We start from the raw sequence: 23,991 nt of genomic DNA on the forward strand, positions 1-23,991 counted from the left end.
TGGTGGCGGTGGCCCGATGTTGGAGCGCTTAATGATTCGGGGCCTTAGCTGTTCGATGTTTTGCTATTACTTGGGCTCTTGTTGATGCGAATGTTTTCTTTGATGCGCTTTAGCAGATCTTCCGGCATTGATTTTTGGCGAATCTTAAATCGACCGCTGGATGCACTGATGTGATAGCCGAGGTGGTCGAGTGAGATTTTTTCCAGGTCTTCCCAGCGGATGAGTTTTGGCTTTTTGGGAAACGCGGCTAGGGTGATGCCTTCCTTGTTCCAGCTGATGCGCATGCGCCCGATGGTGGACAGTGTGAGCGCGATCATCGCGAGAGTAAATATTGCGATGAAGATCGTCATGCCGACACTGCCTCTTTGCCAGTAGCCCCACGCGACCATGCCGCCGAGGAGTGCGTAAATGAGTGCTTTGATTTGTCGCATAAGCGGCACAGTGGTGCGGCCTTGATCGCTTGTCAAAATTTTCGCAGTGTGGAGGCGTTTTCTGAGGTCGGTGCTGTAACCGACATAAGATTGCTTGGGATGTGAGTCGGAGCGTATGAGGTAAACGTAGTGCACGGGCTTGGCTGTTGTGGTGCCTTCTTGTTTGGATGGGTGGCTTTTTCATCCACAAGTCGCGCCCTGCTTCGTCCTTCGGACTACGCAAGGGCATGCTTCGCTCTGCGAGCTACTTTGGCTGCGCCATGCGTAGCTCGCAGAGCGAAGCCCGAGGCCAGGCGGAAGTTTGCTAGGTTAGTCGCTTGGCTATGAATGCTTTGCCTGAGTGCGTTTTTAAGTAAGCTTCGAATTCGAGTGCTTTGGTCTTATTGGGAAAGGCTGCGTAAAAGGCTAAGCTCCAAGGTTTGTACTTCGCAGTGTGGGGGCTGTCGCCTTGATTGTGGTAATAGAGGCGTTTTCTGAGGTCGGTGCTGTAACCGACATAAGATTGCTTGGGGTGTGAGTCGGAGCGTATGAGGTAAACGTAGTTCACGGGCTTGGCTGTTGTGGTGCCTTCTTGTTTGGATGGGTGGCTTTTTCATCCACAAGTCGCGCCCTGCTTCGTCCTTCGGACTACGCAAGGGCATGCTTCGCTCTGCGAGCTACTTTGGCTGCGCCATGCGTAGCTCGCAGAGCGAAGCCCGAGGCCAGGCGGAAGTTTGCTAGGTTAGTCGCTTGGCTATGAATGCTTTGCCTGAGTGCGTTTTTAAGTAAGCTTCGAATTCGAGTGCTTTGGTCTTATTGGGAAAGGCTGCGTAAAAGGCTAAGCTCCAAGGTTTGTACTTCGCAGTGTGGGGGCTGTCGCCTTGATTGTGGTAATAGAGGCGTTTTCTGAGGTCGGTGCTGTAACCGACATAAGATTGCTTGGGGTGTGAGTCGGAGCGTATGAGGTAAACGTAGTTCACGGGCTTGGCTGTTGTGGTGCCTTCTTGTTTGGATGGGTGGCTTTTTCATCCACAAGTCGCGCCCTGCTTCGTCCTTCGGACTACGCAAGGGCATGCTTCGCTCTGCGAGCTACTTTGGCTGCGCCATGCGTAGCTCGCAGAGCGAAGCATGGTGGGAGCTACAGAATTCGAATCTGCGACCTCATCCATGTCAAGGATGCGCTCTAACCAACTGAGCTAAGCCCCCGTAATCCATACGAAAGGGCGGGAATAAAGGTCCTAGTTTCAAGCAATGCAAGAAAAAATTTGCGGTCTTGGGGAATCAGTCGATTCTGCGGGTATATGGATATAGTACGTGTGCAGACTCAGGATGGTTCAATTCACTATGGTTGCGAGGTGGGGGATGCGGTCTTCTGCTTGCAAGGTGAACTGTATGGTTCGTTTTCGCAGGGGGCTGAATTGCTGGACCCTGTGCGACGGTTGGCACCGGTGGAGCCGACGGCGATCTATGCGATCGGCCTGAATTACCGTGAGCATGCGGCCGAAATGAAGTCGGAATTGCCAGAGTATCCGGTGGTTTTTATGAAAAGCACGAGTTCGGTGCTGGACCCTGAGTGTCCGATTGCTTTGCCGCGTTATTTGCATAGCGATCAGGTGGACTATGAGTGCGAGTTGGCTGTGGTGATTGGTAAGACTTGTAAGAATGTGGCTGTCGAAGAGGCGCTGGATTATGTTTTGGGATACACTTGTGCGAATGATGTGAGTGCGCGTGATTGGCAAAAAGCTCACGGTGGTGGGCAATGGGTGAAGGGGAAGAGTTTCGATACTTTTTGCCCGCTTGGTCCAGTGCTGGTGACGGCGGATCGTATTCCGAATCCGCAGATTTTACCGATTCGTACCATTTTGAATGGTGAAATTCGTCAAGAGTCCTATACTGGCGATATGATTTTTACCGTGGCGGAGCTGATTGCTTTTCTGAGTGGTAGCACGACTCTGTTGCCGGGGACGGTGATCTTGACGGGGACGCCTCCTGGTGTGGGTGTGGCCGCGAATCCGCAACGCTTTCTTAAGCCCGGGGACGAGGTGGCGATTGAGATTAGCGGTATCGGAATTCTACGGAATCCTGTGGTGGCGGAAGGGTAGGGAAGTTCACTCTCTGCCTTTCTGCTCGACGAGATAACTGCATTGTCTATCAAGAGTGGCTTATGTCGGCCACCGTATTTACTATTGCGAATCAAAAAGGCGGCGTCGGTAAGACGACGACTGCTATTAATCTGAGCTATGCACTCGCGGATCAGGGTGTACGCACTGTGCTCGTGGATCTGGACCCACAGGCCAATGCCACGAGTGGGCTGGGTCTTGAAAAGCTTGAGGGCGGTAGCCTCTATGGTCCGCTTTGCGGCGAAGGAAATGCGCTTGAGCGTGTGCAACCTGTGGGGGCCAATGATTGCTTGTTCATGATACCTTCCGAGGTGGATATGGCGGCGATTGAGATCGAATTGTATCAACGTGATGATTATTTGGTGCAATTGCGTGAGGTGTTGCGCCCGCTGCGTGAGTCCAATGATTACGATGCCATCGTGTTGGATTGTCCGCCCGCGCTTGGTATGCTCTCGATGAATAGCTTGGCGGCTGCGGATTATTTGATCATCGCACTGCAATGCGAGTATCTCGCGATGGAGGGCTTGGGACAGATTTTAAAAGTGGTCGATAAGTTACGTGATGCGGGTGTCAATGACGGCCTTCAGCTTGGAGGAATCTTGATGACGATGTTTGATCAGCGCACTAATTTGGGCCAGCAAGTTGTGGGGGAGGTGCGTAATCACTTCGATGAGCTGGTTTTTCGGAGTATGATTCCTCGTTCGGTGCGTCTGAGTGAGGCACCTAGCTTTGGTCAATCGATTTTTGAGTATGAGCCGAATAGCGCCGGTGCGCATGCCTACCGTTATTTTGCTGAAGAAGTGATTGAGCGTTTTAAGCTCGGTAAAAAATAGAGGTTTTTTTCGACCTTGGGTGCTGGCATTTGTTTTCTGACTGCGCTTCCTAGGCTTAACGTTTACACAATCATGTCTCCGCCCATTCCGCATCTCGACCAGTTTTGCGACCACCTGGCACATGAGCGTCGGGTATCGGAGTATACTTTGCGTAACTATCGCTCGGCTGTGGAGAACTTTGTTCGTCAGTTGATTGCTGCGGGGAAGTGGAAAGGTAATTTTGCGGCTGTCACTTCGATTCAGGTGCGTTCTTTTTTAATTGAGGAGGGGCGCTCCAAGGCACGTCGCACGCTGCATAATCAAGTGTCAGGTCTGCGAGCGTTTTATCTTTATTTGCGCCGACAAGGGATTGTGGAGAATAATCCCTTCACTGGCTTGACCCTGCCGAAGTTAGATAAGCCGCTACCAAAATTTTTGACCGAGAGCCAGATGCGCTGCTTGCTCAATACGCCGATCTTGCTTTGGAAAGATGGTAAGTTGAGTGAGTTTGAGGCCTTTCGTGATAGCTTGATCTTGGAGTTGCTCTATGGTGGGGGGCTGCGTGTGAGTGAACTTTGTGGGCTCAATCATAGCCATATTGATTTGAGCCAAGGTGTCGCGCGCGTTTTGGGAAAAGGGCGGAAGCAGCGATTGTGTCCACTGGGGCCTGTCGCGGTGCAATGTTTGAAAACATTTGTACAGCGTTTTGAACTGGAAGCAGCTTTGGAGGCTCCTGTGGTTTGCACGCGGGGGGGCAGCGCATGGTGCCGCGTCAAATTCAGAGATTGTTGAAGACACATTTGTCCGCAGCTGGATTGCCGCTGGATATGACGCCGCATAAGTTGCGTCACTCTTTCGCGACGCACATGCTTGACGAGGGGGCCGATTTACGTGCGGTGCAAGAGTTACTTGGGCATGCGAACCTTTCGACGACGCAGATCTATACCCATGTATCGATTGCACGTTTAAAGGAAGCGCATAAACAGGCTCATCCGCGAGCTTAGGGCGGACGAAACGAGTTCTTCGTGTTGCATGCGTTGAAATGGTGGCGGATGCGCGAAGCGCCTACGAGTCGGGGGTGTCGCTGTTGGCGTTGAGGTGCGGCTATAGATTTTAGAGGTGGATATGACTGTGCATTCGTTTAGATGTGGGGCTGTTATGTCTTCTCAATTTACAGATGCTGTTCGCCGTGCGTTGCATGCCCGTGTTGGGCGTGGGCGTATTGATTTTTTGATGAATCGACCTGCGGAAGGTGTGCATGAGCCGGTCGATCGATTGGAGTTGGATGTTGCACGGGGGATTCTTGGAGACCGTTGGGAGGAGACGGCATGGTTGCGTTTGCCGGATGGCGCACCGGATCCGCGGGTGCAGGTGAGCCTGACAAATACGCGAGTGATGCTATGTTTCACTGGGGCTGCTGCGGGTGCGGTTTATCGCTGTGGCGATAATATATATTGTGATCTAAATTTGACGGAGGCTCAGTTGCCTGTGGGGACTCGTCTAGAGGTGGGGGAGGCTGTGATCGAGGTGAGTGATGTGGTGAATGATGCCTGTGGGAAATTTGCTCAGCGCTTTGGGGCAGATGCGTTTCAGTGTGTGCGACTGGCTGAAAATGTGCCGCTTCGATTGCGTGGTCTGTTTTGCAGAATCGTACAAAACGGAACTGTGCGGGTGGGAGATCGCATTCAATGCCTGATGTAGCGGAGCCCCTAAGATGGGGGATCTGCGCCTAGGGTGCGGGCTCTGGTGCCTGTTCGCAGGGGGCAGTAAGTAAGACTTGCGCTTTGGTTAGGGGTGATGCTCTATTTCAGTCCATGGGAGCCCTCAATGTTCTAGTTTATTTCCTTTTGGCAACTGATCCGACTGCACGTGCGGTTGATGAGTCATAGTGTGAGATGTAGCCAGGCGATCCCACTTAATCTATCCTCGTTTGTTTTATTATGTCCGAACCCCGGTATTCTAAATATTTCTTTATTTTAGGTGAACCGATTCCGAAGTGGAAGGTTTACGTCAGTGTGGCTTCCGTATTGATATTGGTAACTGGGGGTGCTGGCTTCCTATATTATATGATGTTGAAGAATCGCTCTGCGGTGAGACCTGCGGCGCCAGCCGCTGTGACAACGGTCACTGAGGATGCGGCGCGTGTGGCAGAGCGTTCTAGTTCTCCAGGCGTTGAGCTAGGTTCTGCGCGGGTGACGTCTCGAAATATCTCCACTCGTTCCTTGATGATGAGTGAGGCGCGCACACCATTAGAGCGCTTACTGGAGCAACATATGGAGGCTACCGGGTTTGATCAGGTGAATTCTTATCTCGTCGAGGGATCTGTGGGCGTTGACGGGCATCATGAAATTGTGCTCATTGCGCGGGCACCGAACTTGTATAAATATAAGACGAAGTATACTGCATCAGGTGGGATGATTGAATTTGGCTATGAAGGGAGTGGTTCATGGCTGGGCGGAAGTGACATCGAGATTAGTCGCGGAGCCGCAGAGTATTACACTAGTTTAGCGCTTTTGGAGGGTTCGTTGACCCATTTGGCATGGTCGTATCTCTCTTCAGATGCGTCGGAGTATGGACTCGCTTCCGTGTTGGAATTGCAGCCATCGGAGACTTGGAATGGGCGTTCGTGTGCAGTCGTTCTGAGTCATGGCATTTTGCCGATTCCAATGTATCATTATATCGACTCCGAAACCTTTCGTGAGCTGTACCGACGGGCTAAGCTGACGAATTTGGATGGTGATCTAGTTGAGGTCGGTATTCGCTTTGATCCGCCTGATGAGAGTTTGCATGCTACCTTTCCCAAGGGCTATGAGCTCTATGTGGATGGCAAAATGTTGGATGACGTCGCATTTTCCAAACTTCGGTTGGATCGTGTGATTTTATCATCACTGTTCGATCCTCCAGCTAACAGCGCTTACGTTAATTTGGCGCCTGCCCGCTAAGACACTTTTAGGCAGGTTTAGGCGTCTTCAGCTGCAATGAGGATGCGTTTACGCTGTTTGCGGTAATTCGACTGTCCAAACTCGCTGCGCCAGTAGCGCCACGGCAGGAGCGCGGTGGCGATGAAAATGCATTGGCTGCTCCAGAACGCGAGTAGCCAGTAAAATCCGCTGTCGGTAAAGCCGTAGGAGTGCAGGCCGACGCCTAGTAGATTGGTGCCGAACCACGACCATGCGGTGATGATGTTACCGCAGATCGCGAGCGACATGAGGCCGCGCTCGCGACAGATGCCCCCCCAGCGGGCGTGTAAGAAGATTGCGCCCATGACAACGATCATCAAGGCACCATTCTCTTTGGGGTCCCAGCCCCAGAAACGGCCCCAACTTTGGTCGGCCCAGATGCCGCCTAGAATGGTGCCGACTAGGCTGAATAAGGTGGCGAAACAGGTGATGCCGTAAACCATCGCGCTGAGTGAGCGGGCAGTCTCTTTATTGAATTTGCGACTGAAGACGCCGAACGCGACGAATACTAAGGCGAGTGCGCCCGCCAAAAACATGGCAGAGTAGCCGAAAGTGATGACGGTCACGTGAGTAGCTAGCCAAAAGTTGGAGTCCAGCACTGCACGCATCATTTCCATGGTGTCCCCACTCATCGATAGGTGGTGCGCCACGATTAGCGTACAAAAGCCGACCAGAGAGGCCATCGCTGCGCCGATACCATTTTTGTAGAATTTTTCTATTAAAGCGCCGAGCAGGACGGCGCCCCAGCCGACAAAGACAGCTGACGAGTAGAGGTTAGTCACAAATACTCCGTAGCGCTCTTGGATGTACATACGGGACAATAAGCCAAAGGTGTGAATGCCAAAGGCTAAGAGTATGAGCCAAAACGCGCAGCGGCTGAGCTCTTGCGGCCAGCGCAGCCAGGAGATGCAGACGATCAGAAAGACCAGCACATAGAGCTGCATGGCAATATAGAAAGGCTGGAATGCGTTAAATAGGCGTTCGAAGTGCACGCGACCGATGGAGTTGGGGAAATCAGCGATAAAGCGTTGGCGTAGTTCTGCCACCTTTTGGTTAAATGCGTCTGCATTCCCCGCGCGATAGTCCATGGTCAGGCTGGCGTAGCTGGTTACGTAGGGGCTGAGGGCGTCGCCTTTCATCACGTCGAGCAATTCGAGGCCGATGTTTTTCCAGTCTTCGAGTGGATCGATGGGCGCGGGTGGGGGCACGACGCGTAGTAGTGCTGTTTGAGAGAGCTTTAAATAGTCGTCGGCGAAGGCGATAAAGCGGTTGAGCCGGTCGGCGTCGTAATCTTGGCCAGCTTGCTGTTTCCGTAGTTCAGCCATGCCGGGAGTGATCATGAGCACGTAGCTTTGGTATTCTTCGTCAAGCTTGTCGAGTCGGTCGGCTCCGCCGATGGGATGTAGCGAGTGCATGATGCGGTGGTAGCGCATGAGCCCGTTGTTGATGTCGACGATTTGATTATCGTAGGCGCTCCGTTTTTTGGGCTCAGGGTCGACTTCGCTATGGAGTTTGCGCAGTTCTTCTGAGAATGGGAGCAATTCGTTGAACGAGTAGTAGCGTTCACCTTCTTTAGCCAGTCCCGCGAGGCCCAGATCGTCGGGGAATTCGATTTTGAAAATCGGGTAGTTGTCCGCGATTTCCGGGCGCATCGTCAAGTCCATGAACCACTGGATCGGGCTGAGTTCTGTGCCCTCTGCCGTCACTACTTTTTGACGTCCGGAGAGTAGGAGCAGGGTATTGCGTGCAACTGAGTCGAGTGGCTTGATGCGTCCGCCGACTTGTACGGGGAGTTCGGCAAAACTTTCCAGATCGTATTCGGAGTCTGACTTAAATGAGCGCAGGCCACTGAGTACGACCGAGGCGGTGATGCCAAAAATGATGATGTAGATTAACTTTTTCACTGGATGTGTGGCAGGCTTATTGGCGTTTCCTGAGGAATTTTACGAAGTGCATGCCAAATTGGACACACATGCCGAGGCCCATCAGCAGTACGCTGATGTAAGGGAGCAGCCAGCCCGGGTTGCGCACGACTTGAAAGATTGAAGTGCGATCTTGATTCGCAAAAGACGCTTGGTAGAAGGTCAGGCCTTCATAGCGGAGAGGGTGATTCATGTAGATTAGCGCTTTTTGGTTCTTAGTGCTATCTTGGTGGTGTATCTTTACTTCGCTGGAGTAATTGTAGGGGATCTCGGTGCCAGGGTATTTGTCGTGCGAGAAGTCGATCAACTCGATTTCGAAGGGATAATACTGGCGCTGAAAGCGCAGGGCGATTTCCCATTTACTGTTGCCGGCTTCGACCATTTGGGGTGGGAAACGCTCATCAATTACATTGGATACCAGCCAGGTACCGAGAGATTCTTCGCCTTGAAACACTTCCACGTAGGCGGTGGCTGTGTTGATGTCGTTATCCGCGTAGCCGACTGGTTGTGGGGTCACGACGATGCCCATCTTGACTGCAGCACCGCGTGTGGCGGGCGATTCGGTGGGGGCTCCGTTTGTGGCTCGACCGATTGTTGCGTTGGGATAGTAGCTGACGGTGCGGATGCTCAGCGGTGTATTGGGCACCTCGATTGGCTTGCCGGGTTTAAGTAGCGACGCCGGGATTGCGTGCACGCTGTCGTAATCGGGGTGGCTGCGATCAATCAAGACCAGCTCGTTGGCACGGTGACTTTGCGAGTAGTTGCTGCGGCCGCCTTCGTCGACAGGCATTTGGCTTTCTTTCGATAGTAAATCAGTCATCAACTCGCTCACCAGTAGCAATATCAGGCCGAAGTGTCCTAAGAAAATGCCACTCTTCTGCCAGGTCATTTTGAAACGTGTGAAGTGGGCTGCGAGTAGATTGATAAATAGTAAGCCGCCGAGCAGGTAGCCGCCAGGCATCGGGATGCGCAGCCAGAATAATTGATCGTAGCCAGCTGCTTGCTCGGGATAGGCCCAGACGGCGATAAAGCTCTCGAAGTAGAGTTGCTGCGTATGCCAAATTCCGTATTGCACCTGATCGAGCGTGCCGAAAAAAATCAGCATCATCGAAAAGGCCAGCAGGACAACTGTGAGTTTGAGCGAGCTAAAGAATTGGAAGAGAGACTTCATCGATTAGTGGTGCGTGTCTTGTATTTGCACAGAATCGAGGAAGGCCTTCATGTTCGATTCATTGGCCAGCACGGTGCTGTTGTCGCCGAGGAATTTGAAAAACCAAGTATTGCCGTGAAAGGGGAGTAGGCCGCCGAGGATGCTTTGTTGTTCGCCTACCAGTCGCACATAGAGCCCACGATGTTGAGAGATCTGATAGCCCTCGGTAAATGCTGGTAAGTCATCGGGCGTAGAGGCTTCGAGCCCGATCTGTCCGCGCCAGCGGTTGATGTTCGCCAGGCGTCCGCCCACATCGCCCGGGAAGACGAGTACGGTTAACTCGGCGCTGCCGTTGGCGTCGGTCACTTTTAAGTTGGCCTTACGGATGCCGCTGGGGGCGAGTTCTTCCCAGCCTTCGGGCACTGTGTAGCGAATTTCGCCGGCTTGGTTGGCGGCTTCTTGCATGCCGGGTAGCACTTGCATGCCGCCGGGGGCGGTGGTCGGGGCTTGAGTCGGCATCGTGGGGGCCTGACTAGACGCGGCGGGGGCAGTCGCTCCGGGCATGCTGACGCTGCGTTCCTCTTTGGGAATCAGGTAGCTGGTGGGCTCGTCGCGTTCGCAACCAGAGAGGGCTAAAAGCAGAGTCGTGGCAGCGAGGCTGCGTGTAGTGAAGAGTTTCATGCTGTGAGGAGGCTTGACTGTGGGAATTCGTCAACCAATTCAGGTCCTGTATTTCTTCAACTAATAGCTACGATTAGTTGTTGAAGCGGAAAAGTGCGACGTCGCCGTCCTTGAATTCGTATTCTTTACCTTCGAGGCGGTATTTCCCGGCGTCGCGTGCTTTGGCCACGCTACCGGCTGCGATTAGGTCTTCGTAGGCGACGACTTCGGCCTTGATAAAGCCGTGTTCGAAGTCGGTGTGGATCACGCCAGCGCATTCGGGGGCTTTCATGCCCTTGTGGAAGGTCCATGCATGTACTTCTTGTACGCCGGCAGTGAAGTAAGAGGCCAGACCCAGTAAGTCGTAGGTGGCACGAATGAGTAGCGAGACGCCAGAATCTTTGACGCCTAGTGAGTCTAAATATTCGGTGGCTTCTTCTTCGTCGAAGTCGATTAATTCAGCTTCAACTGCAGCGGAAATGACACAAGTGCCCGCACCGTGGTGCTCGTGTGCGAATTTTTCGACTTGAGCCACATATTCGTTGCCGGAGGGATCGGCGAGATCGCCTTCAGCCACATTGCAGGCATAGAGCACACGTTTGGCAGAGAGTAGGCACAAGCGCTTGAGCACCACATGCTCGTCCTCGTTCATGTTTAGCGTGATGGCGGGCTTCGTCTCGTTGAGGTGTGGCAGTAGGCGTTCGATGAGCTGCAGGTTTTCCGATGCTTCTTTGTCGCCTCCGCGAGCTTTTTTGACCAGTTTTTCCCGCTGGCTTTCCAGCGAGCTAATGTCGGAGAGGATCAGTTCAGTGTTGATTACCTCAATGTCGCGGATGGGATCGATGGAGCCCATGTTGTGGATGATATCCTCATCTACAAAGCAGCGCACTACGTGCACGATGGCATCGACCTCGCGAATGTTTGCGAGGAATTTGTTGCCGAGTCCTTCACCCTTGCTGGCCCCTTCGACCAAGCCGGCGATGTCGACAAATTCGATGGCGGCCGGGATGATTTTGTTGGTCTTGGAGAGCTCACGCAATGGCTCCAGCCGAGCGTCCGGCACTTGCACGACACCCACGTTGGGATCGATCGTGCAAAACGGATAGTTTGCCGACTCAGCCTTGCGCGTGCGCGTAAGAGCGTTGAACAGTGTACTTTTGCCCACATTGGGGAGACCTACGATACCAGCTTGAAGCATAGCCGCGAAAAATGCCTGCTCTGTGCAGCAGTGCAATGAAAAATACTGGTGCTTTGAATCTGCTACGAATACACCGCTTGGTTGACTTTGCCGTATGAGGGCACTTTAGTGCCCATTTTTATTTTCCGCATCACTTTTAAACTTTCGCTGTGAATCAACCAGTCCCCATTAATATTGATCAATCTAGGATTCTAGTCGTCGATGACGACGAGATTATCCGTAAGCTTCTACGTCGAGTTCTTGAACGTAGTGGATTTGTTGTCGACGAAGCGGGTTCGGGCGAGGCTGCGATTGAGCGTATTCAAGCTCATCGACCGGACCTGATTTTGTTGGACGTGGTGATGGATGGCATTGATGGCTTCATTACTTGTCGGAAGATTAAAAATTCGGAGGGCATGGATGAGGTACCGATCATTTTTGTCACCGGACGCTCGGATACCGGTTCAATCGTCGAAGGTTTGGACGCGGGCGGTAGTGACTATATTACAAAGCCGATCAATCGTCACGAAGCGTTGGCACGTATCCGTAATCATTTAAAGATGCGGGTCCTGATGAAATTTCAGCGCGAGTTTATTGACGGCTTGAAAAAGGCGAACTTAGCCAAAAATCGTATTATCGGCATTGCGTCGCATGATTTGCGGAACCCGATCGCGTCGATTCGTGGACTTTCCGAGTTTTTGGAAGAAGCGGGGCCCCTGACGCCGGATCAACGTGAGATCGCTTATACAATTCAGTCCACATCAGACTCGATGTTGCATTTGGTCGATGAGTTACTGGATCTTTCTGTGATCGAAAGTGGTGAAGAGCGCTCGGATTGTGAGCCATGCAGCATTCTGGAAATTGTTTCCTCTTCGCTCAATATTTACCAGTTCACTGCCAATAAGAAATCGATCAAGCTCCTGCTTGAGGATGAAGGGGAAATTCCAGCAGTGTTGCTGTTGGATAAGATGCAGTTTCGTCGTTTAGTCGATAATGTGCTGAGCAATGCGGTCAAATATTCGCCGACTGACACTTCGGTGACAGTATTCTTGAGGCGCGAAGGAGATTTGGTGAAGATCATCGTAGAAGATGAAGGGCCCGGTATTCCTGAGGGCGAGATGCATAAGCTGTTCACTGACTTTGGAAAAACATCGGTTCAGCCCACTGGTAATGAAACGAGCACCGGTCTTGGCCTCTCCATCTGTAAGAAGATCGTGGAGTCACACCATGGCAGGATCTACGCGGCAAATCGTGAAGGGCAAAGCGGGGCGGTGTTCACGATTGAATTTGATGTGAATAAACTCGCGGTACGTGTCTAAGCGAGGGCTCGGCGCTGCCTTACATTTTAAGTTTGAGCGCTCAGAATGTCGCGGATGGTGAGGATGCCTTTTAGCTGATTGGATTCGTCTAGCACGATGAGCTTATTGCTACCCGTGCGGGTCATGGTTTCGAGGCATTTGCCTGCCTCCAATTCTGCACGAATGTGGGGGAGTTTGCTGAGTGTGATGGCTGCGATTGTGCCCTCGGTGGTCAGAGCGTTGTCTTGCAGATAGTCGTAAAACTGCTCTCTTGCGAGCACCCCGCAATGCTGTCCGCTTTGAGCATCGCAGACGGGGTAGTAGCTATGTCGCTCACTACTGAGGGTTTCGGAGACTTTGAGCAATGATTCGTCGTTGTGGATTTGCTTGATGTTGCGCGTCATTAAGTCGCCAGCTGTGGATTGTAGCACGGATTTAGGGAGCGTGTGAAGCAGAGCCTGGATCTCGCTCAAGGAGCGGTATTGTCGCGCGGAGTTTTCCAATAGCTGACGCATTGAAGTGCTGCTTTCGAGCAGTGTTTTAAACTCCTCGCTACCGAGCCCGACTAAGGTACTTTCTTCGCTCGCAGTGGCTTTGAAGCGCCAAATTTGGTCGGTGAGTAGGGCTCGTTCTCCGAAAAATTCGCCACTACCCACGCTTTTGATCAGGTCTCCGTTGCTGTCAGTGATGTCGATGCGGCCTTCTTTGACGATGTAGAAGGAAAAGGCCGGTTCGCCTGGGTTGAACAAAACGTTGCCTGCTTCCAAGTGCACTTGTTGTAGCGTCTTAGTGTAGCGTGGGCTGAGGAGATTGATGTCGCGGGGGAAGAAGAGGTCCAGGGTCCAGTCGATTAGAACTCGCAGTTTGCGATCCAGTCCCGGTAGCTTGGCCAGGTAGATGGTGCGCCACATCCACCAAGCGATGAAGCCGGAGAAGCGCATGCCCGCAATTTCTGCGACAGCGGTGTGATGGCCGATCGCTGCCAGTTCGCCCAGTCCCTTGAACGTGAACGGTTTGACGGGTTCCGCGCGTAGGAAGGCGTTGAGGTTCTTGCCCAGCAAAGCCCCCTGACGCATTGCAAACTGTGCAGTCGATGGGCAATATTCCTCCTCATCTTTTTCCAGCTTCATCGGCACCGCGGCACAATCGCCCGCAGCCCAGAGCCAGTCGTAGCCAGGCACTTGCATGGTGGGAGTGGTTTTTATGCGTCCATGCAAGCTGTCGACGCCAGTATCTTTGATTAGCTGCAGGGTGAGCGGGTGTGGGGCGGTGCCCACGGTCGAGACGCAGGTATTGCTCTCGATGATTTCGCCGCTTTGTAGGATCACCTGACTGGAAGTGAGTGCTTTGACGCGCTGTTGTAGTAATATTTTCAGGCCGCGGGCCTCTAGCTTATTCTTGGCGTATTCGCCTAAGGAAGTGCTGAGTGTCGGTAGCAAATGCTCGCGGCTGTGCACTAGGTAGACCTGAAAGTCTTTGGCGCTCACATTTGAGTAGTATTTGTTGATCCCCTGGAATAGGTCCAGAATTTGACCGGCAGTTTCCACGCCTGAGTAGCCGCCTCCGACGACGACGAAGGTCAGCAGGCGCCGTCGCCGCTCGGCATCCATCACCAAGTTGGCTTCCTCAAAACGAGCGAGCACGGTCGCGCGTAACTTCATGGCGTCGCCCACGTTTTGCATCAGAAATGCGTGTTCCGGCATGCCGGGGACGCGGCTTAGATCCACTTTTGCGCCCAGCGCAAAGACCAAGTGTTTAAATCGAATCAAAATGGGCGGCGAAAATGCACCCGGGCGAATCGTCAGTTGCTTGTTCTTGATGTCGATTTTCTCGACACTGGCTTTGTAAACTTCCAGTCCGCGGCAGAGGTGCCGAATCGGATTGACGACATGACGGGGGGAGAGCGACGCGCTGGCCACCTCGGGCAACATGGGTTGAAAGACCATGTAGTTTTCATCGGCGATCAGTCCGATGCGGGTGCGGGAGCCCTTGCTGAGTCGTTTTAGTAGGGCTTTGCCACAATAAACGCCTGCGAACCCTCCACCAATGATCGCGATGTCCAGATCGAGTTTCTTTTTCTTTTCCTTCATGTTGTGATGGGTAGTATACGTAGAGTTATGAAAAAACAAAATCCCAAGAACGCTTCTTCGAAGCAGAATCCCGCCAAGGCGCTCCGCAAGTTGCAAAAACGACTCGGGAGCCAAGTGTCTGTGGATGAAGACAGCTGTTTTCGTGCCTCTTTGGATAATCTTCGTCTTTCCTCGCTGCCGACAGCGGTGGTGCATGTTCAAGAGCCACAGGATGTGCGGATTGTTTTAAAATTAGCCAATAAGCATGGTGTGCCGGTGACGACTCGTGGCGCGGGCACTTCTGCCACTGGCTCTGCGGTGCCGATTCAAGGGGGCTGGGTGCTCGACCTCTCGCGATTGAATCAAATCGAAATCGACCCCATTGCTCGGATCGCCACGGTCGGTGCGGGCGTGGTGACGGCAGATCTGCAAGCCGAGGTCGAAGCCTTGGGCTTGTTTTTTCCGCCAGATCCCTCGTCCAAAAAATATTCAACCATCGGTGGAAATATCGCCTGCAACGCGGGTGGGATGCGGTGCGTGAAGTATGGCGTCACCCGCGATTATGTGCTGGGCTTAGCTGGATTCTTAGCGGATGGCAGCCCTTTCCAGTTTGGTTTGCCGCTTAAGAAGTATGTGTCCGGATTGAATTTGCGCGATTTATTGATCGGCTCCGAGGGGACGCTCGGTGTGATTACTTCGGCCAATCTAAAGCTGATTTCGAAGCCGGAGAAGCGTTGGACGGGGATGTTTGCATTTAAGAGTGAAGCGGCCGCGCTGAAAGCGGTGGTGGGCTTATTCAAGGCGGGCGTGAGTCCATCGATTTTGGAGTTTCTGGACCGTCAGTCAGTTGGTTGTGCTGAAGCTTATACGGGTAAGCCGATCTTTGCCGGTCAGCCGCGCAGTGCTATCTTGCTGGTTGAACTGGATGGCATCCCGGTCGAAGTGCGTGCGCAGCGTAAGCGTTTGTTGGACTACATGCTCGCCACGGCTGCGGCACATCGAGAGGCGCGTAGCGAGCTGCAGGCCGAAAAACTCTGGCAAGTGCGCCGCACATGTTCGCAATCGATGTTTTCGATTGCTGATACCAAGCTTAATGAGGATGTGGTGGTGCCTATTGAAAAACAGGCCGAGCTGATTCGCTACACCATTGCGCTCAAGAAGAAGATCGGGCTGTCGACGCCTACTTTCGGGCATGCGGGCGATGGCAATTTGCACGTTCACATTATGTATAATCGGGCCAGCGAGAGCGATGCGGAGAAGGCCAAGGCGGGCATTCAGCAGCTGATGCAAAAAGTCGTCGAGCTTGGCGGCGTGATTACCGGGGAGCATGGCATTGGGCTGGCCAAGGCACCTTTTATGAGTTTGCAGCATAGTGCGCCTGAAATCGCAGCCATGCGCGCAGTCAAGAAAGCGCTCGACCCATTAGGAATACTTAACCCCGGTAAAATCTTTGAACCTTTCGAAGTCTGGGATCACGATCTAGTTGACGTAAAGCTCCCTTGGGATCATCGTTAATACATGAGTGATGAATTACGTATCGGCCTAACTACTTGTGATAATCAAGATGTCGCAGATCGAATTGCGACCGAGCTTGTTGAGCGCGGCTTAGCCGCATGTGTCAAAATCGATGCGAATGTACGCGCCATTTATAAATGGCAAGGCGAGCTGCAGGATCACTCCGAGATTCGCTTGATGGTCAAGTTTTCTTCACGTAATTCCGAGTCGATTGAAGCCTTTATCAAAGCCAATCATCCATATGAAGTTCCCGAGTGGATCGTTTTGCGACCCGAGCACGTGTGTAAGAAATACCTCGACTGGGTGACTGCTTAACCTCGCCAACCGCTACGATTGGTTGAACTCACGGGCATTGGGGCTTGTCTGAGCTCTGTAGTCGTGTTGTCTCGGTTCCGCTGTGGCAGATCGGCGGGGCCTGTCAGTTTAGGCGACTATGCCTCGTCCGTTTCGATCACCTCCGTGCCCGCTTGTGCGGTCGCGATCATCGCGGTGTTGAGCCGATTTTTTAGCACAAAGTAGGCGATCATCGCTGGAATGCCGATCACCAAACCGGTGGCCGTCGTGATCAGCGCCTCGCCAATATCACCGGCCAATAATTCCGGGCGGCCCATGCCACCGCGGCCGATCGTTTGGAACGCGCTGATCATTCCGCTCACTGTGCCCAGCAGGCCGATCATTGGCGCGACCGAAGCGACCACGTTTAAGTAAGTCACCCATTGACTAACGGAATTCTCTTCCGCCTCCAGGTTTTCAATGAAGAGGTTTTCCGCCTTTTCACGGTTGCTGGCCAGTTTGGGCAGGGCGGGGGCCAGTGCTCGGCCCAGTAGTGTTTTGCCTTCTGTGAGCACGCTTTGCCCCTTTGCGTAGTCTTTGGCGGCTACCGCTGCGCAGGCTGTCTGAACTAGCTCGGGGGTGAAGAATTTCTTGCGACTGGTTTCCTTCCACGAATAGAAAATCAAGAAAAACATGGCGAGTGAACATGCGCCGAGTGGATACATCGCCCAGCCGCCCTGTTGGATCAGTCCCCATAAGTTGAGGCTATCTTCGCTGGCGATTTCGCTGGCCGCTTCGCTGACTTCTTGTGCGCATAACAGGCTGGGGAGTAGTAGCAGGCTCAGCCCCAGTCCCAGCCCTCGTGGAGCGGATTGGGGACCCAGTTTGAAACGGCGGGCTGGCTGTAGATCGTCAGAGGAGTGGGACGGGTCAGTCAGTTGCGTGAGGCGCGAAGATTCTTTAAAGCGATTCGGGCGTGTCTTCTTCATGGTCTTTAATGTATTCGGTAATCTCTTTTAGAGTGGCTTGTAGACTGCGGTCCTTGCGTGGCCATTGGAATCCGCGGGTTTGCATTTCTTGGTAAAGAGTGGCGGCGTAAGGGCGTTCGCGCAATCCTAGAGCGGCACTCACTGCGACGGCATAGCACTCGGCTAATTTATCGGTAGGGATCGGCGATGCAAATACGATCGGGCGCAGCGCCAGATCCAGTGCTTCCTCGTAGGCTTCATCCCGAAGCCGTGCGGCCCCAAGCACGTAGTAGCCCAATGCTGATTCGCCGAAAGGCTTACGCTCGGCGACCCAAGCCTCGGCGAGTGGCACTGCGTCGTCGTAGAGCTCTAGTGTTTGGTAGCTTTCCAATGTTGAGTCGTCCAGGGCGCGGAGCGCTTCCGGATTCTCGATCTGCGGGCGTAGTGTTTGAATGATTGCAATCGCGCGAGCTGGTTTGGGGGAGTCCAATACCAAGTCGACGTAGTAAGTGAAAAAGTGTGATTCGCTGGCAGGTAGCAGCGGGAGTAGTGGACCACGTTGTGCATACAGCATCGACATTAGCTCCAGTGCGTCTTCGGTATTGCCGGCTTGCATCCATTCTGCTGCAACAGATTTATAGCTTTCGCCGGGCACGGAGATCTCACGAATTTCGTCTGTTTGAAAGGTGAAGATGATTTCGCCTGCGCCTTCCGCTGAGGCGATTTGTATTTGATCTTTGGATACCTTGAACGGGTTGCCCGATACAGTGTTACGATTCTTTAACCTCAGCGTGATCGGTTCGGACAGTTCTGCTTTGATGGCAGCTAGTTCGTCCGCTGGGATCGCGTAGCCGGTCATTGGCAACAAGCTGGCCATCATTAATTTGATTGCGGCATAAAAGCTTGGAGTCCCGCCTTTAGGCGGCTGCGTATGATATATGATTCGCTTCACAACTTCACCTCCTGTTCCATTGCGGCCTTCTGCTCGACCAGCGCGTTGCGTGCGCGTGCGGCTTCTTCGAGGCGCGGCAACTCCGCTTCGGCTTGGGCATATTGTGGAAATACTTTTAAGCGATCATCGCGCAATAACTCGGCGAGAGTGTTGCGCGCAGCCACCGGATCGTCAATTTCTTCGAAGAGTTGTGCACTCTCCCAATAGGCCTCGACTACGATTTCCGGGTAAGCTCTGTAGAGCGTGTAGATGCGCTGCCAGTAGGGGATGGCACGTTTTGCATTGTCCTGCTCTGTTTCGATGCGCGCCAGTCCCGCGAGGGCTCGGGCATGTGGGCGCCCGCGCATTTCTTTGAGTTGCAAAATTTCGTTCAGTGCCTCGCGGGCAGCCGCATACACGCCTTGTCGTATCAAGATGTCCGCGGCTAGCAAGCGTGCGTCGGCGGCGAGTGGATGGGTGGGCGTCTCTTCCAAGAAACGGATTAGCCAGCGACGCGCTTCGTCGAGGCGTTGGTTTTTGGCCGCGAGTTTGGCTTTGCCGTAGAAGGCGGCGGCGCGTTCGAAACGTTTGGGAAACTCGTTTAAAATTTGTTCAAAGTAATCGTCGGACGATTCGTAGCCGCGCTCCACGAGCACGATGCCGACTTCCGCCAGACTTTCGGGGTCTTGTTGCTCAATGGGCACCAAGCGGTGGATCGAGAGTAGAGTGGCATCGGCTGTTGCGTCGTCGATCATACGGCGTTGCCGATGTGCCGTGAATAGTGTGAGGCGGGCAAACCATGTGAGTTGATTGTCCTTTAGACTTTGTTCGCCGGTTTCTTGCAGCCAAGTTTCGAAGCTGACATCGGCATCGTTTTGAGCGCGCTTAAAGAGGTCTGCGTAGGCGGATAGAATGGAGCTCACGGCGCGTGCTTGGGGATCGTTGCCGAAGCGAGCGAGTGCTTCTTCGTAGAGAGGAAACGCTTCTGCGGCGCGGTCTTCTTGTTGTAAGGACCAACCGATCCAATAGAGCGCTTCACTTACGCGCGGACGTTCGTTGGCGTCGGGGCGGTCTACATAGCTCTGCAAGTGGGTGCGCATGAGATCATAGCGCTCCAGAGCTTTATAGATTTTTGATGCCTGAAATACGGCATAGTCGTAGATGCGCGGCTCATCGGAGGGCACTTGGCGGAAGGCGACGGCCGCTTGGGCCAGTTCGCCCAGACCCATGTAAATGTCGCCCTTCAGGGCTAGGGTTTCGCCATAGCGCGTGTGATCGGAGAAGTTTTTGATCACGTAATCGATCGTTTTTAGGGCGTTTTCGTAATCGCGCTGGGCGTAGTAAAGATTGGCGATCCGGTAGTTGATTTCCGGATACATCGGGTGCTTTTGACTGCGCTTTTTCAGGTCCAGCAGTCGCTTGAGGCTTTCGTCATAATTGCGCTCGAAAAAGTAAGTCAGGCCAGCCCAGAGTTCTAACTGGGTGGCTAGTTCGCTCTTCGGATATTGGCTGAGTGCAGTTTCGAAATTCTCGCGGGCCTTGGCCTGTTGCTCCAGCACACTGTAGTTATAGCCACGGGTGAAATACCAGCGCGGTGCTTGTTTATCTTGTGGGAAGTTCGCGATCAAACTGTCCAGCACCTCGATGGCATCGTAAAATTTGCCTTCGCCCTGGTAGGCGCGGGCGATTAGGAAGAGCGCATTGTTGGCCAGGGGGTGTTTCGGGTGTAGGCTCAGGAACTGTTCCGCCGTGCTGCGTGCGGCTTCCCATTGCTCCGCTTCGTTGAGAGCGATTATCCAGCGATAGTGAGCTTCTGCGCGAATGTCGTTCGTATAGCTCGTATCCAGTGCAATGGTGCGGAACAGGATGGCCGCTTCGCGGTAGCGGCTGGCGAGTAGATAAGCCTGGCCCGAGCGTAGGAATAGCCCCGGCGTGTAGTCGTCCATATTTTCCAGGCGATCCAATTGACGCTCTAAGCGAGCAATGACTTGTGCGGAGTGATTTTTCCAGATGCTTGAAGCGAAGGCCGCTTGTTGACTGAAATTTTGACGGGTGCTGGCCAAGCGTTCGCGTTGTTTTTCGATCAGCACATCGCGAGGCAGGGTGAGGCGGTAAGCGCGGATGGCCTCCAGGAAGAGGCCGTCGGCGAGTAGCACATCGCCCGCGTCCAGAGCGGCGAAGCTCAGGACTGCGATATCCGGCATGGCGGCTACGTTCCAGTCGGTGCCGAAGAGGATTTTTAAACTGCGTTTCGAGTCTTGCGACTCGCTGGCGATCTGTAGTGCCCGCAGGCGCGCTTGCATCCTGAGTGCTGCGGGTGCCTGGGATTCGTAAAAGAGGTCTAATTGTTCGTTGGCGCGCTCCAGTTCTCCGATTTCGTAGAGTAGGTCTGCTTCTTGTAGTTTCGCGAGTGCCGCTTCGTTGGAGTCGGGGAAATTCTGCTGAAAGCTGCGGAAGGCCTCCGCTGCCGCGGCCAGCGCGTCGACCTGTGAGAGCGCGATGGCGTAGTTATAGATGGCAAAGGCCCGCACGCCGTCACGAGGGGCATGTGTGCGCAGTAATTCGTCGAAAAATACCAATGCACCTGTGGGGCGATCTGCCATCAAAGCTGCATAAGCTCGAACGGGCAGCACGGAGCTTTGAAAGTGCGGATCTAAAAATTCTGGTTCTTGCCCGTAGTCCAATTCAATGCTCTCGAATGTCCAGTAAGCCTGTGCATAGTCGCCCTCGCCGAAGGCTGCGACCGCCGCATCGACTTGTTCCTGCAAAGTCTGGGCCGACAGCAAGGAAAATGCACAGCTCGACAGAGCAGCCAGAGAGGCTGTTAAGAGAAGTTTTTTCCTCGACCAGAGTAGCGGCATAGCAAGTAAAGAAAGGCTGTCGACCCGTGAAAGAAGGGCGAACATTATTTCTGTGAAAATGTTAGTTGACAGACGGAAAAAATATGATGCACTTCGCCACTTCTTTGGAGAAACGGGGTGTAGCGCAGCCTGGCTAGCGCATCTGGTTTGGGACCAGAGGGTCGCAGGTTCGAATCCTGTCACCCCGACCAAAGATAATTGCCGCTAAGGCCCTTTAAAACGGGGCTTAGCGGCTTTTTTGTGTCTTGGCATCAGTTCGCGGGATATTGCGATGGTTCGCAAAAGTTCGCGTTTTAGGTGCAAAATTGGCAACTGTTTTGGCAACTGCTTTGGTTGCGACTGTCCGCATCGGACCATTTTGATGTGACGGTGAATGACTTTGAGTCGCTGGTATGTTCCCGGGTGTATAATACTCTTAGCCTATGCCTGACTTGACATTCAGCTGAAGTTTCTTCTTTTATTTTCTTACGAGGGGAGAAATTCCTCTCTGGTCTACGTGTAGATCACAGACGTCATCGGAGACATTTAGGTTTAATTATCTATTGTTCCCACTTTTGACGAGATGCGGAGAATTAGAGCTCCGCAATGAGATAGAATAGGGCAGTGCCCCTATCTCACCAAAGATCAAAATTACATGTCAAAGAATAATACCGACGACCTACGGGCACGTCGAAATGGTAATTCCCCAGTTGAAGGCGAGGATCTTCTAGTAACGCGGGAATTGTTATCGCAGGCCACAGAGCCTCCAATCAAAAAGACCACCTTCCACAAGCTAGTTAGAAAAGGGGTGATCGTCCAGTGCGCTCATATTAAGGGGCGCTATTATATGAATAAGTCTAGGGCGCGGATGAAATTGCCGCCCTTGGATGTTAGCCGTGTACGTGCTGAAATGCAGGCCTTGGCTGGTGCCAATCGCAACCGGGAACTACTGTTTGCCGCGATGGCAGTATTGGTAGAGGAAGCAGTTGTTGTTTTCTCTGGAGAGGCTAAGCCTGAGAATGTGACGCCCCAGGAAGCGCAATATGTCGCTGACTTGGTCGTCCTGCATGGCCGTAAATTGGATGGGAGTGGGGCTCCTATCCCGGATCGGTTTGTGGTGGATTCTGAATTTTCAGAGATCACCAAGATCGAGGACCCCATACAAAGGGTTGCATACGTTCGAGGAGTCTTGGACGGGGATGACTCCTTGTCAAAAGGTATCACTAACTGCATCAATAGATGAACAGAAAATCATTATTTAGATACGAGGCCTGCTTGAAATATTTGCAGCAGTATCCTCTAGGAAGCTTGTTCTTCCTAACTTTGACTACGCCGAACAAGGATTCTGCTCAATCGAAGCTTAAACTAAAAATGCCCTCATTGATTACCAATCTACTGGGCCGGAAAAATATCCTGTATGTGAAGGTTGTCGAAGCTGACCAGAGAGGTCGAGTTCACTGGCACTTCATTCTAGTGCTTCCATGGGATGCTGGGCCAGAAATTGTCGCCCGCCATCTCATAGAAACAGAGGCTAACCAATGGACAATAGAGCGTAAGCATTATACGGGTCGAATTCGTGACCTGTCTAATGAATATCGGAAGAGTATGAAGAAATATGGAGTGGGGCGATTCAATATGACCCCAGTTATTAACTTAAAGAAGTTAGCGAACTATATGACAAAATGTAAGTATGAAGCACCGGGATCACTTCCCGGTAATATGCGCCGCTGGTCTTGCTCGAAGCAGCTCAAGGTGATTCATGGGGATTTCGCATTTGTTTCCCAAAGGGCTCGGGCACAGCGCTTGCTGACTGCCTTGGTCGCGTTTTCAAAAGGATGCCTAGACTTAGACGAGATACGATCTAGATACGGGCGTAGTTGGTGGTATTTTGAGATTAGACCAGAAACGGATCTGATACTTGAGATGATCGCTGAAAAACGGCAGATGGATTTAATCTACTATCTGATTCCCGGGAGGCAGGCTAATCCTGAGGGAACAACTAATAGGATGATTGTTCAGCTTCATCGGAGGGCTTTCAAAGATCTCCTTTGCTTGCTCGATACTGATCCCACTGCACAACAGCGGGGGTGTGTGGCATGAAAATCAATTGCCACACAAACCCCCGCCATTGTGCTCAACCAGAGAGTGACCATCTCCCCACCGGAATTCCTCAACTGGATGCCGCCATGGAAGGTGGGATCCCTCGGGGGCGCTTGACTGTCTTTGCTGCATACATGGGAGTTGGAAAAACGATGGCTCTTTGTAACTTCAGTGGCACGATGCTTACTGAAGGTCACCAAGGCGTGTTTATGTCATATCGAAGTGGGAACCTCGTTTCGAGTTATCTATCGGCCTTTTTACCTAGCACTTCACACGGCGACCATGATCGTCGAGAATTAGATGCACAAGGTTGTAAGAAACTTTGTCATATTGATTGGTTGTATCGTCCTAAGAAGCTGCCTCTGCTAGAATCTCTTCGATACGAGATTGATCAGGTGGATTTAGACCAGGTGGATTTCCTTATGATTGATGAGATCAATGATGATGCTACTGAGGCGCGGCGCTGTGACTACATTGATAGAGAGGCCAAATACAGAGCTACGGCTGAATTTCTCGATGCGTTCGCTCGTGAAACTGGAATTGCTGTTGTCGCTGCAATTTCATCTAACAAGTCAGCTCTCTTTCATAAGTATAATTGTCCTTATTACACCTGTAGTTCAAAACAGTTCTCAAGGTCTGCGAAATACTTCATCGGCATGTCGTCTCTACGAGAAATAGACGAAGACAACTCTCCTGCTGGGTATCTGAAAAATCAGTTTCTGTCTGTTCACTACGGAGATACCTTGAAATTAAAGCAACACGTCCCAGTTGTTCGTTGGTGATGAT

General features: G+C 52.6%; 23 protein-coding genes and 2 tRNA genes. 13 read left to right on the plus strand and 12 right to left on the minus strand.

Annotation, left to right across the window (positions count from 1 at the left end; translation table 11 throughout):
• Positions 1-44: 44 nt before the first annotated feature.
• The 4 genes from SH580_RS13015 to SH580_RS13030 form a co-directional block, all read right to left on the minus strand.
• Positions 45-566, minus strand: a complete 522-nt coding sequence (locus tag SH580_RS13015) for a GIY-YIG nuclease family protein (protein WP_319831290.1) — start codon at positions 564-566, stop codon at positions 45-47.
• 169 nt (positions 567-735) lie between these two features.
• Complete coding sequence (locus tag SH580_RS13020) at positions 736-978, minus strand: GIY-YIG nuclease family protein (RefSeq protein WP_319831291.1); 243 nt, start codon at positions 976-978, stop codon at positions 736-738.
• A gap of 169 nt (positions 979-1,147) precedes the next feature.
• A complete protein-coding gene (locus tag SH580_RS13025) occupies positions 1,148-1,390 on the minus strand; it encodes a GIY-YIG nuclease family protein (protein WP_319831291.1) in 243 nt (80 codons plus the stop codon).
• Between the two features lie 149 nt (positions 1,391-1,539).
• A tRNA-Val gene (locus SH580_RS13030) sits at positions 1,540-1,616 on the minus strand.
• A gap of 95 nt (positions 1,617-1,711) precedes the next feature.
• On the opposite strand from SH580_RS13030, the gene SH580_RS13035 reads away from it, so the two are divergent.
• The 6 genes from SH580_RS13035 to SH580_RS13060 all read left to right on the plus strand — a co-directional run bounded on the left by SH580_RS13035 (position 1,712) and on the right by SH580_RS13060 (position 6,284).
• A complete protein-coding gene (locus tag SH580_RS13035) occupies positions 1,712-2,512 on the plus strand; it encodes a fumarylacetoacetate hydrolase family protein (RefSeq protein WP_319831292.1) in 801 nt (266 codons plus the stop codon).
• A gap of 62 nt (positions 2,513-2,574) precedes the next feature.
• On the plus strand, positions 2,575-3,363 hold the full coding sequence (locus SH580_RS13040; RefSeq protein ID WP_319831293.1) for a ParA family protein: 789 nt from the start codon (positions 2,575-2,577) through the stop codon (positions 3,361-3,363).
• A gap of 72 nt (positions 3,364-3,435) precedes the next feature.
• Positions 3,436-4,134, plus strand: a complete 699-nt coding sequence (locus tag SH580_RS13045) for a tyrosine-type recombinase/integrase (RefSeq protein ID WP_319831294.1) — start codon at positions 3,436-3,438, stop codon at positions 4,132-4,134.
• Positions 4,128-4,346 (plus strand): tyrosine-type recombinase/integrase, encoded by a 219-nt coding sequence (locus SH580_RS13050; protein ID WP_345786196.1) that lies wholly within the window; start codon positions 4,128-4,130, stop codon positions 4,344-4,346. Before SH580_RS13045 ends, SH580_RS13050 begins: the two co-directional genes overlap by 7 nt.
• A 154-nt stretch (positions 4,347-4,500) precedes the next feature.
• Positions 4,501-5,043, plus strand: a complete 543-nt coding sequence (locus SH580_RS13055) for an MOSC domain-containing protein (protein ID WP_319831295.1) — start codon at positions 4,501-4,503, stop codon at positions 5,041-5,043.
• Positions 5,044-5,282: 239 nt separating this feature from the next.
• Positions 5,283-6,284: a hypothetical protein gene (locus SH580_RS13060; RefSeq protein WP_319831296.1), complete on the plus strand. Its 1,002-nt coding sequence runs from the start codon at positions 5,283-5,285 to the stop codon at positions 6,282-6,284.
• Between the two features lie 17 nt (positions 6,285-6,301).
• Here SH580_RS13060 and SH580_RS13065 read toward each other — a convergent pair whose 3' ends face one another.
• The 4 genes from SH580_RS13065 to ychF all read right to left on the minus strand — a co-directional run bounded on the left by SH580_RS13065 (position 6,302) and on the right by ychF (position 11,232).
• On the minus strand, positions 6,302-8,206 hold the full coding sequence (locus SH580_RS13065) for a cytochrome c biogenesis protein (protein ID WP_319831297.1): 1,905 nt from the start codon (positions 8,204-8,206) through the stop codon (positions 6,302-6,304).
• A gap of 16 nt (positions 8,207-8,222) precedes the next feature.
• Positions 8,223-9,395 carry a cytochrome c biogenesis ResB family protein gene (locus tag SH580_RS13070; protein ID WP_319831298.1) on the minus strand — a complete coding sequence of 391 codons (1,173 nt, stop codon included), beginning with the start codon at positions 9,393-9,395 and terminating at the stop codon, positions 8,223-8,225.
• A 3-nt stretch (positions 9,396-9,398) separates the two neighbouring features.
• Entirely contained in the window at positions 9,399-10,055 is a 657-nt protein-coding gene (locus SH580_RS13075; RefSeq protein WP_319831299.1) for a hypothetical protein, read from the minus strand.
• Positions 10,056-10,128: 73 nt separating this feature from the next.
• Positions 10,129-11,232 carry a redox-regulated ATPase YchF gene (gene ychF, locus SH580_RS13080; protein ID WP_319831300.1) on the minus strand — a complete coding sequence of 368 codons (1,104 nt, stop codon included), beginning with the start codon at positions 11,230-11,232 and terminating at the stop codon, positions 10,129-10,131.
• A gap of 149 nt (positions 11,233-11,381) precedes the next feature.
• Here ychF and SH580_RS13085 point away from each other — a divergent pair, with 149 nt between their 5' ends.
• Positions 11,382-12,530 carry a hybrid sensor histidine kinase/response regulator gene (locus SH580_RS13085; RefSeq protein ID WP_319831301.1) on the plus strand — a complete coding sequence of 383 codons (1,149 nt, stop codon included), beginning with the start codon at positions 11,382-11,384 and terminating at the stop codon, positions 12,528-12,530.
• Positions 12,531-12,556: 26 nt separating this feature from the next.
• On the opposite strand, the gene SH580_RS13090 is transcribed toward SH580_RS13085, so the two are convergent.
• The gene (locus SH580_RS13090; RefSeq protein ID WP_319831302.1) at positions 12,557-14,599 is read right to left on the minus strand and encodes an FAD-dependent oxidoreductase; all 2,043 of its coding nucleotides are present in this window, start codon (positions 14,597-14,599) and stop codon (positions 12,557-12,559) included.
• Positions 14,600-14,626: 27 nt separating this feature from the next.
• Between SH580_RS13090 and SH580_RS13095 the strand changes: the two genes are divergently transcribed.
• Together SH580_RS13095 and cutA are read left to right on the plus strand one after the other, a co-directional pair.
• A complete protein-coding gene (locus tag SH580_RS13095) occupies positions 14,627-16,093 on the plus strand; it encodes an FAD-binding oxidoreductase (protein ID WP_319831303.1) in 1,467 nt (488 codons plus the stop codon).
• 3 nt (positions 16,094-16,096) lie between these two features.
• Positions 16,097-16,408 (plus strand): divalent-cation tolerance protein CutA, encoded by a 312-nt coding sequence (gene cutA, locus SH580_RS13100; RefSeq protein ID WP_319831304.1) that lies wholly within the window; start codon positions 16,097-16,099, stop codon positions 16,406-16,408.
• A gap of 116 nt (positions 16,409-16,524) precedes the next feature.
• Here the strand turns inward: cutA and SH580_RS13105 are convergent, their stop codons facing one another.
• Genes SH580_RS13105 through SH580_RS13115 form a run of 3 tightly spaced genes read right to left on the minus strand, consistent with a single transcriptional unit; the run spans position 16,525 to position 21,171 of the window.
• Positions 16,525-17,355, minus strand: coding sequence for a MotA/TolQ/ExbB proton channel family protein (locus SH580_RS13105; protein WP_319831305.1), 831 nt, complete (start codon positions 17,353-17,355; stop codon positions 16,525-16,527).
• A complete protein-coding gene (locus tag SH580_RS13110) occupies positions 17,327-18,286 on the minus strand; it encodes a hypothetical protein (protein ID WP_319831306.1) in 960 nt (319 codons plus the stop codon). The genes SH580_RS13105 and SH580_RS13110 overlap by 29 nt, the downstream gene beginning before the upstream one ends.
• A complete protein-coding gene (locus tag SH580_RS13115; RefSeq protein ID WP_319831307.1) occupies positions 18,283-21,171 on the minus strand; it encodes a tetratricopeptide repeat protein in 2,889 nt (962 codons plus the stop codon). The genes SH580_RS13110 and SH580_RS13115 overlap by 4 nt, the downstream gene beginning before the upstream one ends.
• 68 nt (positions 21,172-21,239) lie before the next feature.
• Between SH580_RS13115 and SH580_RS13120 the strand changes: the two genes are divergently transcribed.
• The 4 genes from SH580_RS13120 to SH580_RS13135 all read left to right on the plus strand — a co-directional run bounded on the left by SH580_RS13120 (position 21,240) and on the right by SH580_RS13135 (position 23,987).
• A tRNA-Pro gene (locus tag SH580_RS13120) sits at positions 21,240-21,317 on the plus strand.
• A 443-nt stretch (positions 21,318-21,760) separates the two neighbouring features.
• Positions 21,761-22,348, plus strand: coding sequence for a hypothetical protein (locus SH580_RS13125; protein ID WP_319831308.1), 588 nt, complete (start codon positions 21,761-21,763; stop codon positions 22,346-22,348).
• Positions 22,345-23,205 carry a rolling circle replication-associated protein gene (locus SH580_RS13130; RefSeq protein ID WP_319831309.1) on the plus strand — a complete coding sequence of 287 codons (861 nt, stop codon included), beginning with the start codon at positions 22,345-22,347 and terminating at the stop codon, positions 23,203-23,205. The genes SH580_RS13125 and SH580_RS13130 overlap by 4 nt, the downstream gene beginning before the upstream one ends.
• Positions 23,202-23,987, plus strand: a complete 786-nt coding sequence (locus SH580_RS13135) for an AAA family ATPase (protein WP_319831310.1) — start codon at positions 23,202-23,204, stop codon at positions 23,985-23,987. The genes SH580_RS13130 and SH580_RS13135 overlap by 4 nt, the downstream gene beginning before the upstream one ends.
• The last annotated feature ends 4 nt before the right edge of the window (positions 23,988-23,991 follow it).

The organism is Coraliomargarita algicola (assembly GCF_033878955.1).
GTDB classification, from domain to species: domain Bacteria; phylum Verrucomicrobiota; class Verrucomicrobiia; order Opitutales; family Coraliomargaritaceae; genus Thalassobacterium; species Thalassobacterium algicola.

Excerpts from the sequence above, each read along its gene's own strand:
- SH580_RS13035 (WP_319831292.1), top strand. The coding sequence starts at position 1,712 with ATGGATATAGTACGTGTGCAGACTCAGGATGGTTCAATTCACTATGGT.
- SH580_RS13040 (WP_319831293.1), top strand. The coding sequence starts at position 2,575 with ATGTCGGCCACCGTATTTACTATTGCGAATCAAAAAGGCGGCGTCGGT.
- SH580_RS13045 (WP_319831294.1), top strand. The coding sequence starts at position 3,436 with ATGTCTCCGCCCATTCCGCATCTCGACCAGTTTTGCGACCACCTGGCA.
- SH580_RS13055 (WP_319831295.1), top strand. The coding sequence starts at position 4,501 with ATGTCTTCTCAATTTACAGATGCTGTTCGCCGTGCGTTGCATGCCCGT.
- SH580_RS13060 (WP_319831296.1), top strand. The coding sequence starts at position 5,283 with ATGTCCGAACCCCGGTATTCTAAATATTTCTTTATTTTAGGTGAACCG.
- SH580_RS13070 (WP_319831298.1), bottom strand. The coding sequence starts at position 9,395 with ATGAAGTCTCTCTTCCAATTCTTTAGCTCGCTCAAACTCACAGTTGTC.
- SH580_RS13075 (WP_319831299.1), bottom strand. The coding sequence starts at position 10,055 with ATGAAACTCTTCACTACACGCAGCCTCGCTGCCACGACTCTGCTTTTA.
- ychF (WP_319831300.1), bottom strand. The coding sequence starts at position 11,232 with ATGCTTCAAGCTGGTATCGTAGGTCTCCCCAATGTGGGCAAAAGTACA.
- SH580_RS13090 (WP_319831302.1), bottom strand. The coding sequence starts at position 14,599 with ATGAAGGAAAAGAAAAAGAAACTCGATCTGGACATCGCGATCATTGGT.
- SH580_RS13095 (WP_319831303.1), top strand. The coding sequence starts at position 14,627 with ATGAAAAAACAAAATCCCAAGAACGCTTCTTCGAAGCAGAATCCCGCC.
- cutA (WP_319831304.1), top strand. The coding sequence starts at position 16,097 with ATGAGTGATGAATTACGTATCGGCCTAACTACTTGTGATAATCAAGAT.
- SH580_RS13105 (WP_319831305.1), bottom strand. The coding sequence starts at position 17,355 with ATGAAGAAGACACGCCCGAATCGCTTTAAAGAATCTTCGCGCCTCACG.
- SH580_RS13115 (WP_319831307.1), bottom strand. The coding sequence starts at position 21,171 with ATGTTCGCCCTTCTTTCACGGGTCGACAGCCTTTCTTTACTTGCTATG.
- SH580_RS13125 (WP_319831308.1), top strand. The coding sequence starts at position 21,761 with ATGTCAAAGAATAATACCGACGACCTACGGGCACGTCGAAATGGTAAT.
- SH580_RS13130 (WP_319831309.1), top strand. The coding sequence starts at position 22,345 with ATGAACAGAAAATCATTATTTAGATACGAGGCCTGCTTGAAATATTTG.
- SH580_RS13135 (WP_319831310.1), top strand. The coding sequence starts at position 23,202 with ATGAAAATCAATTGCCACACAAACCCCCGCCATTGTGCTCAACCAGAG.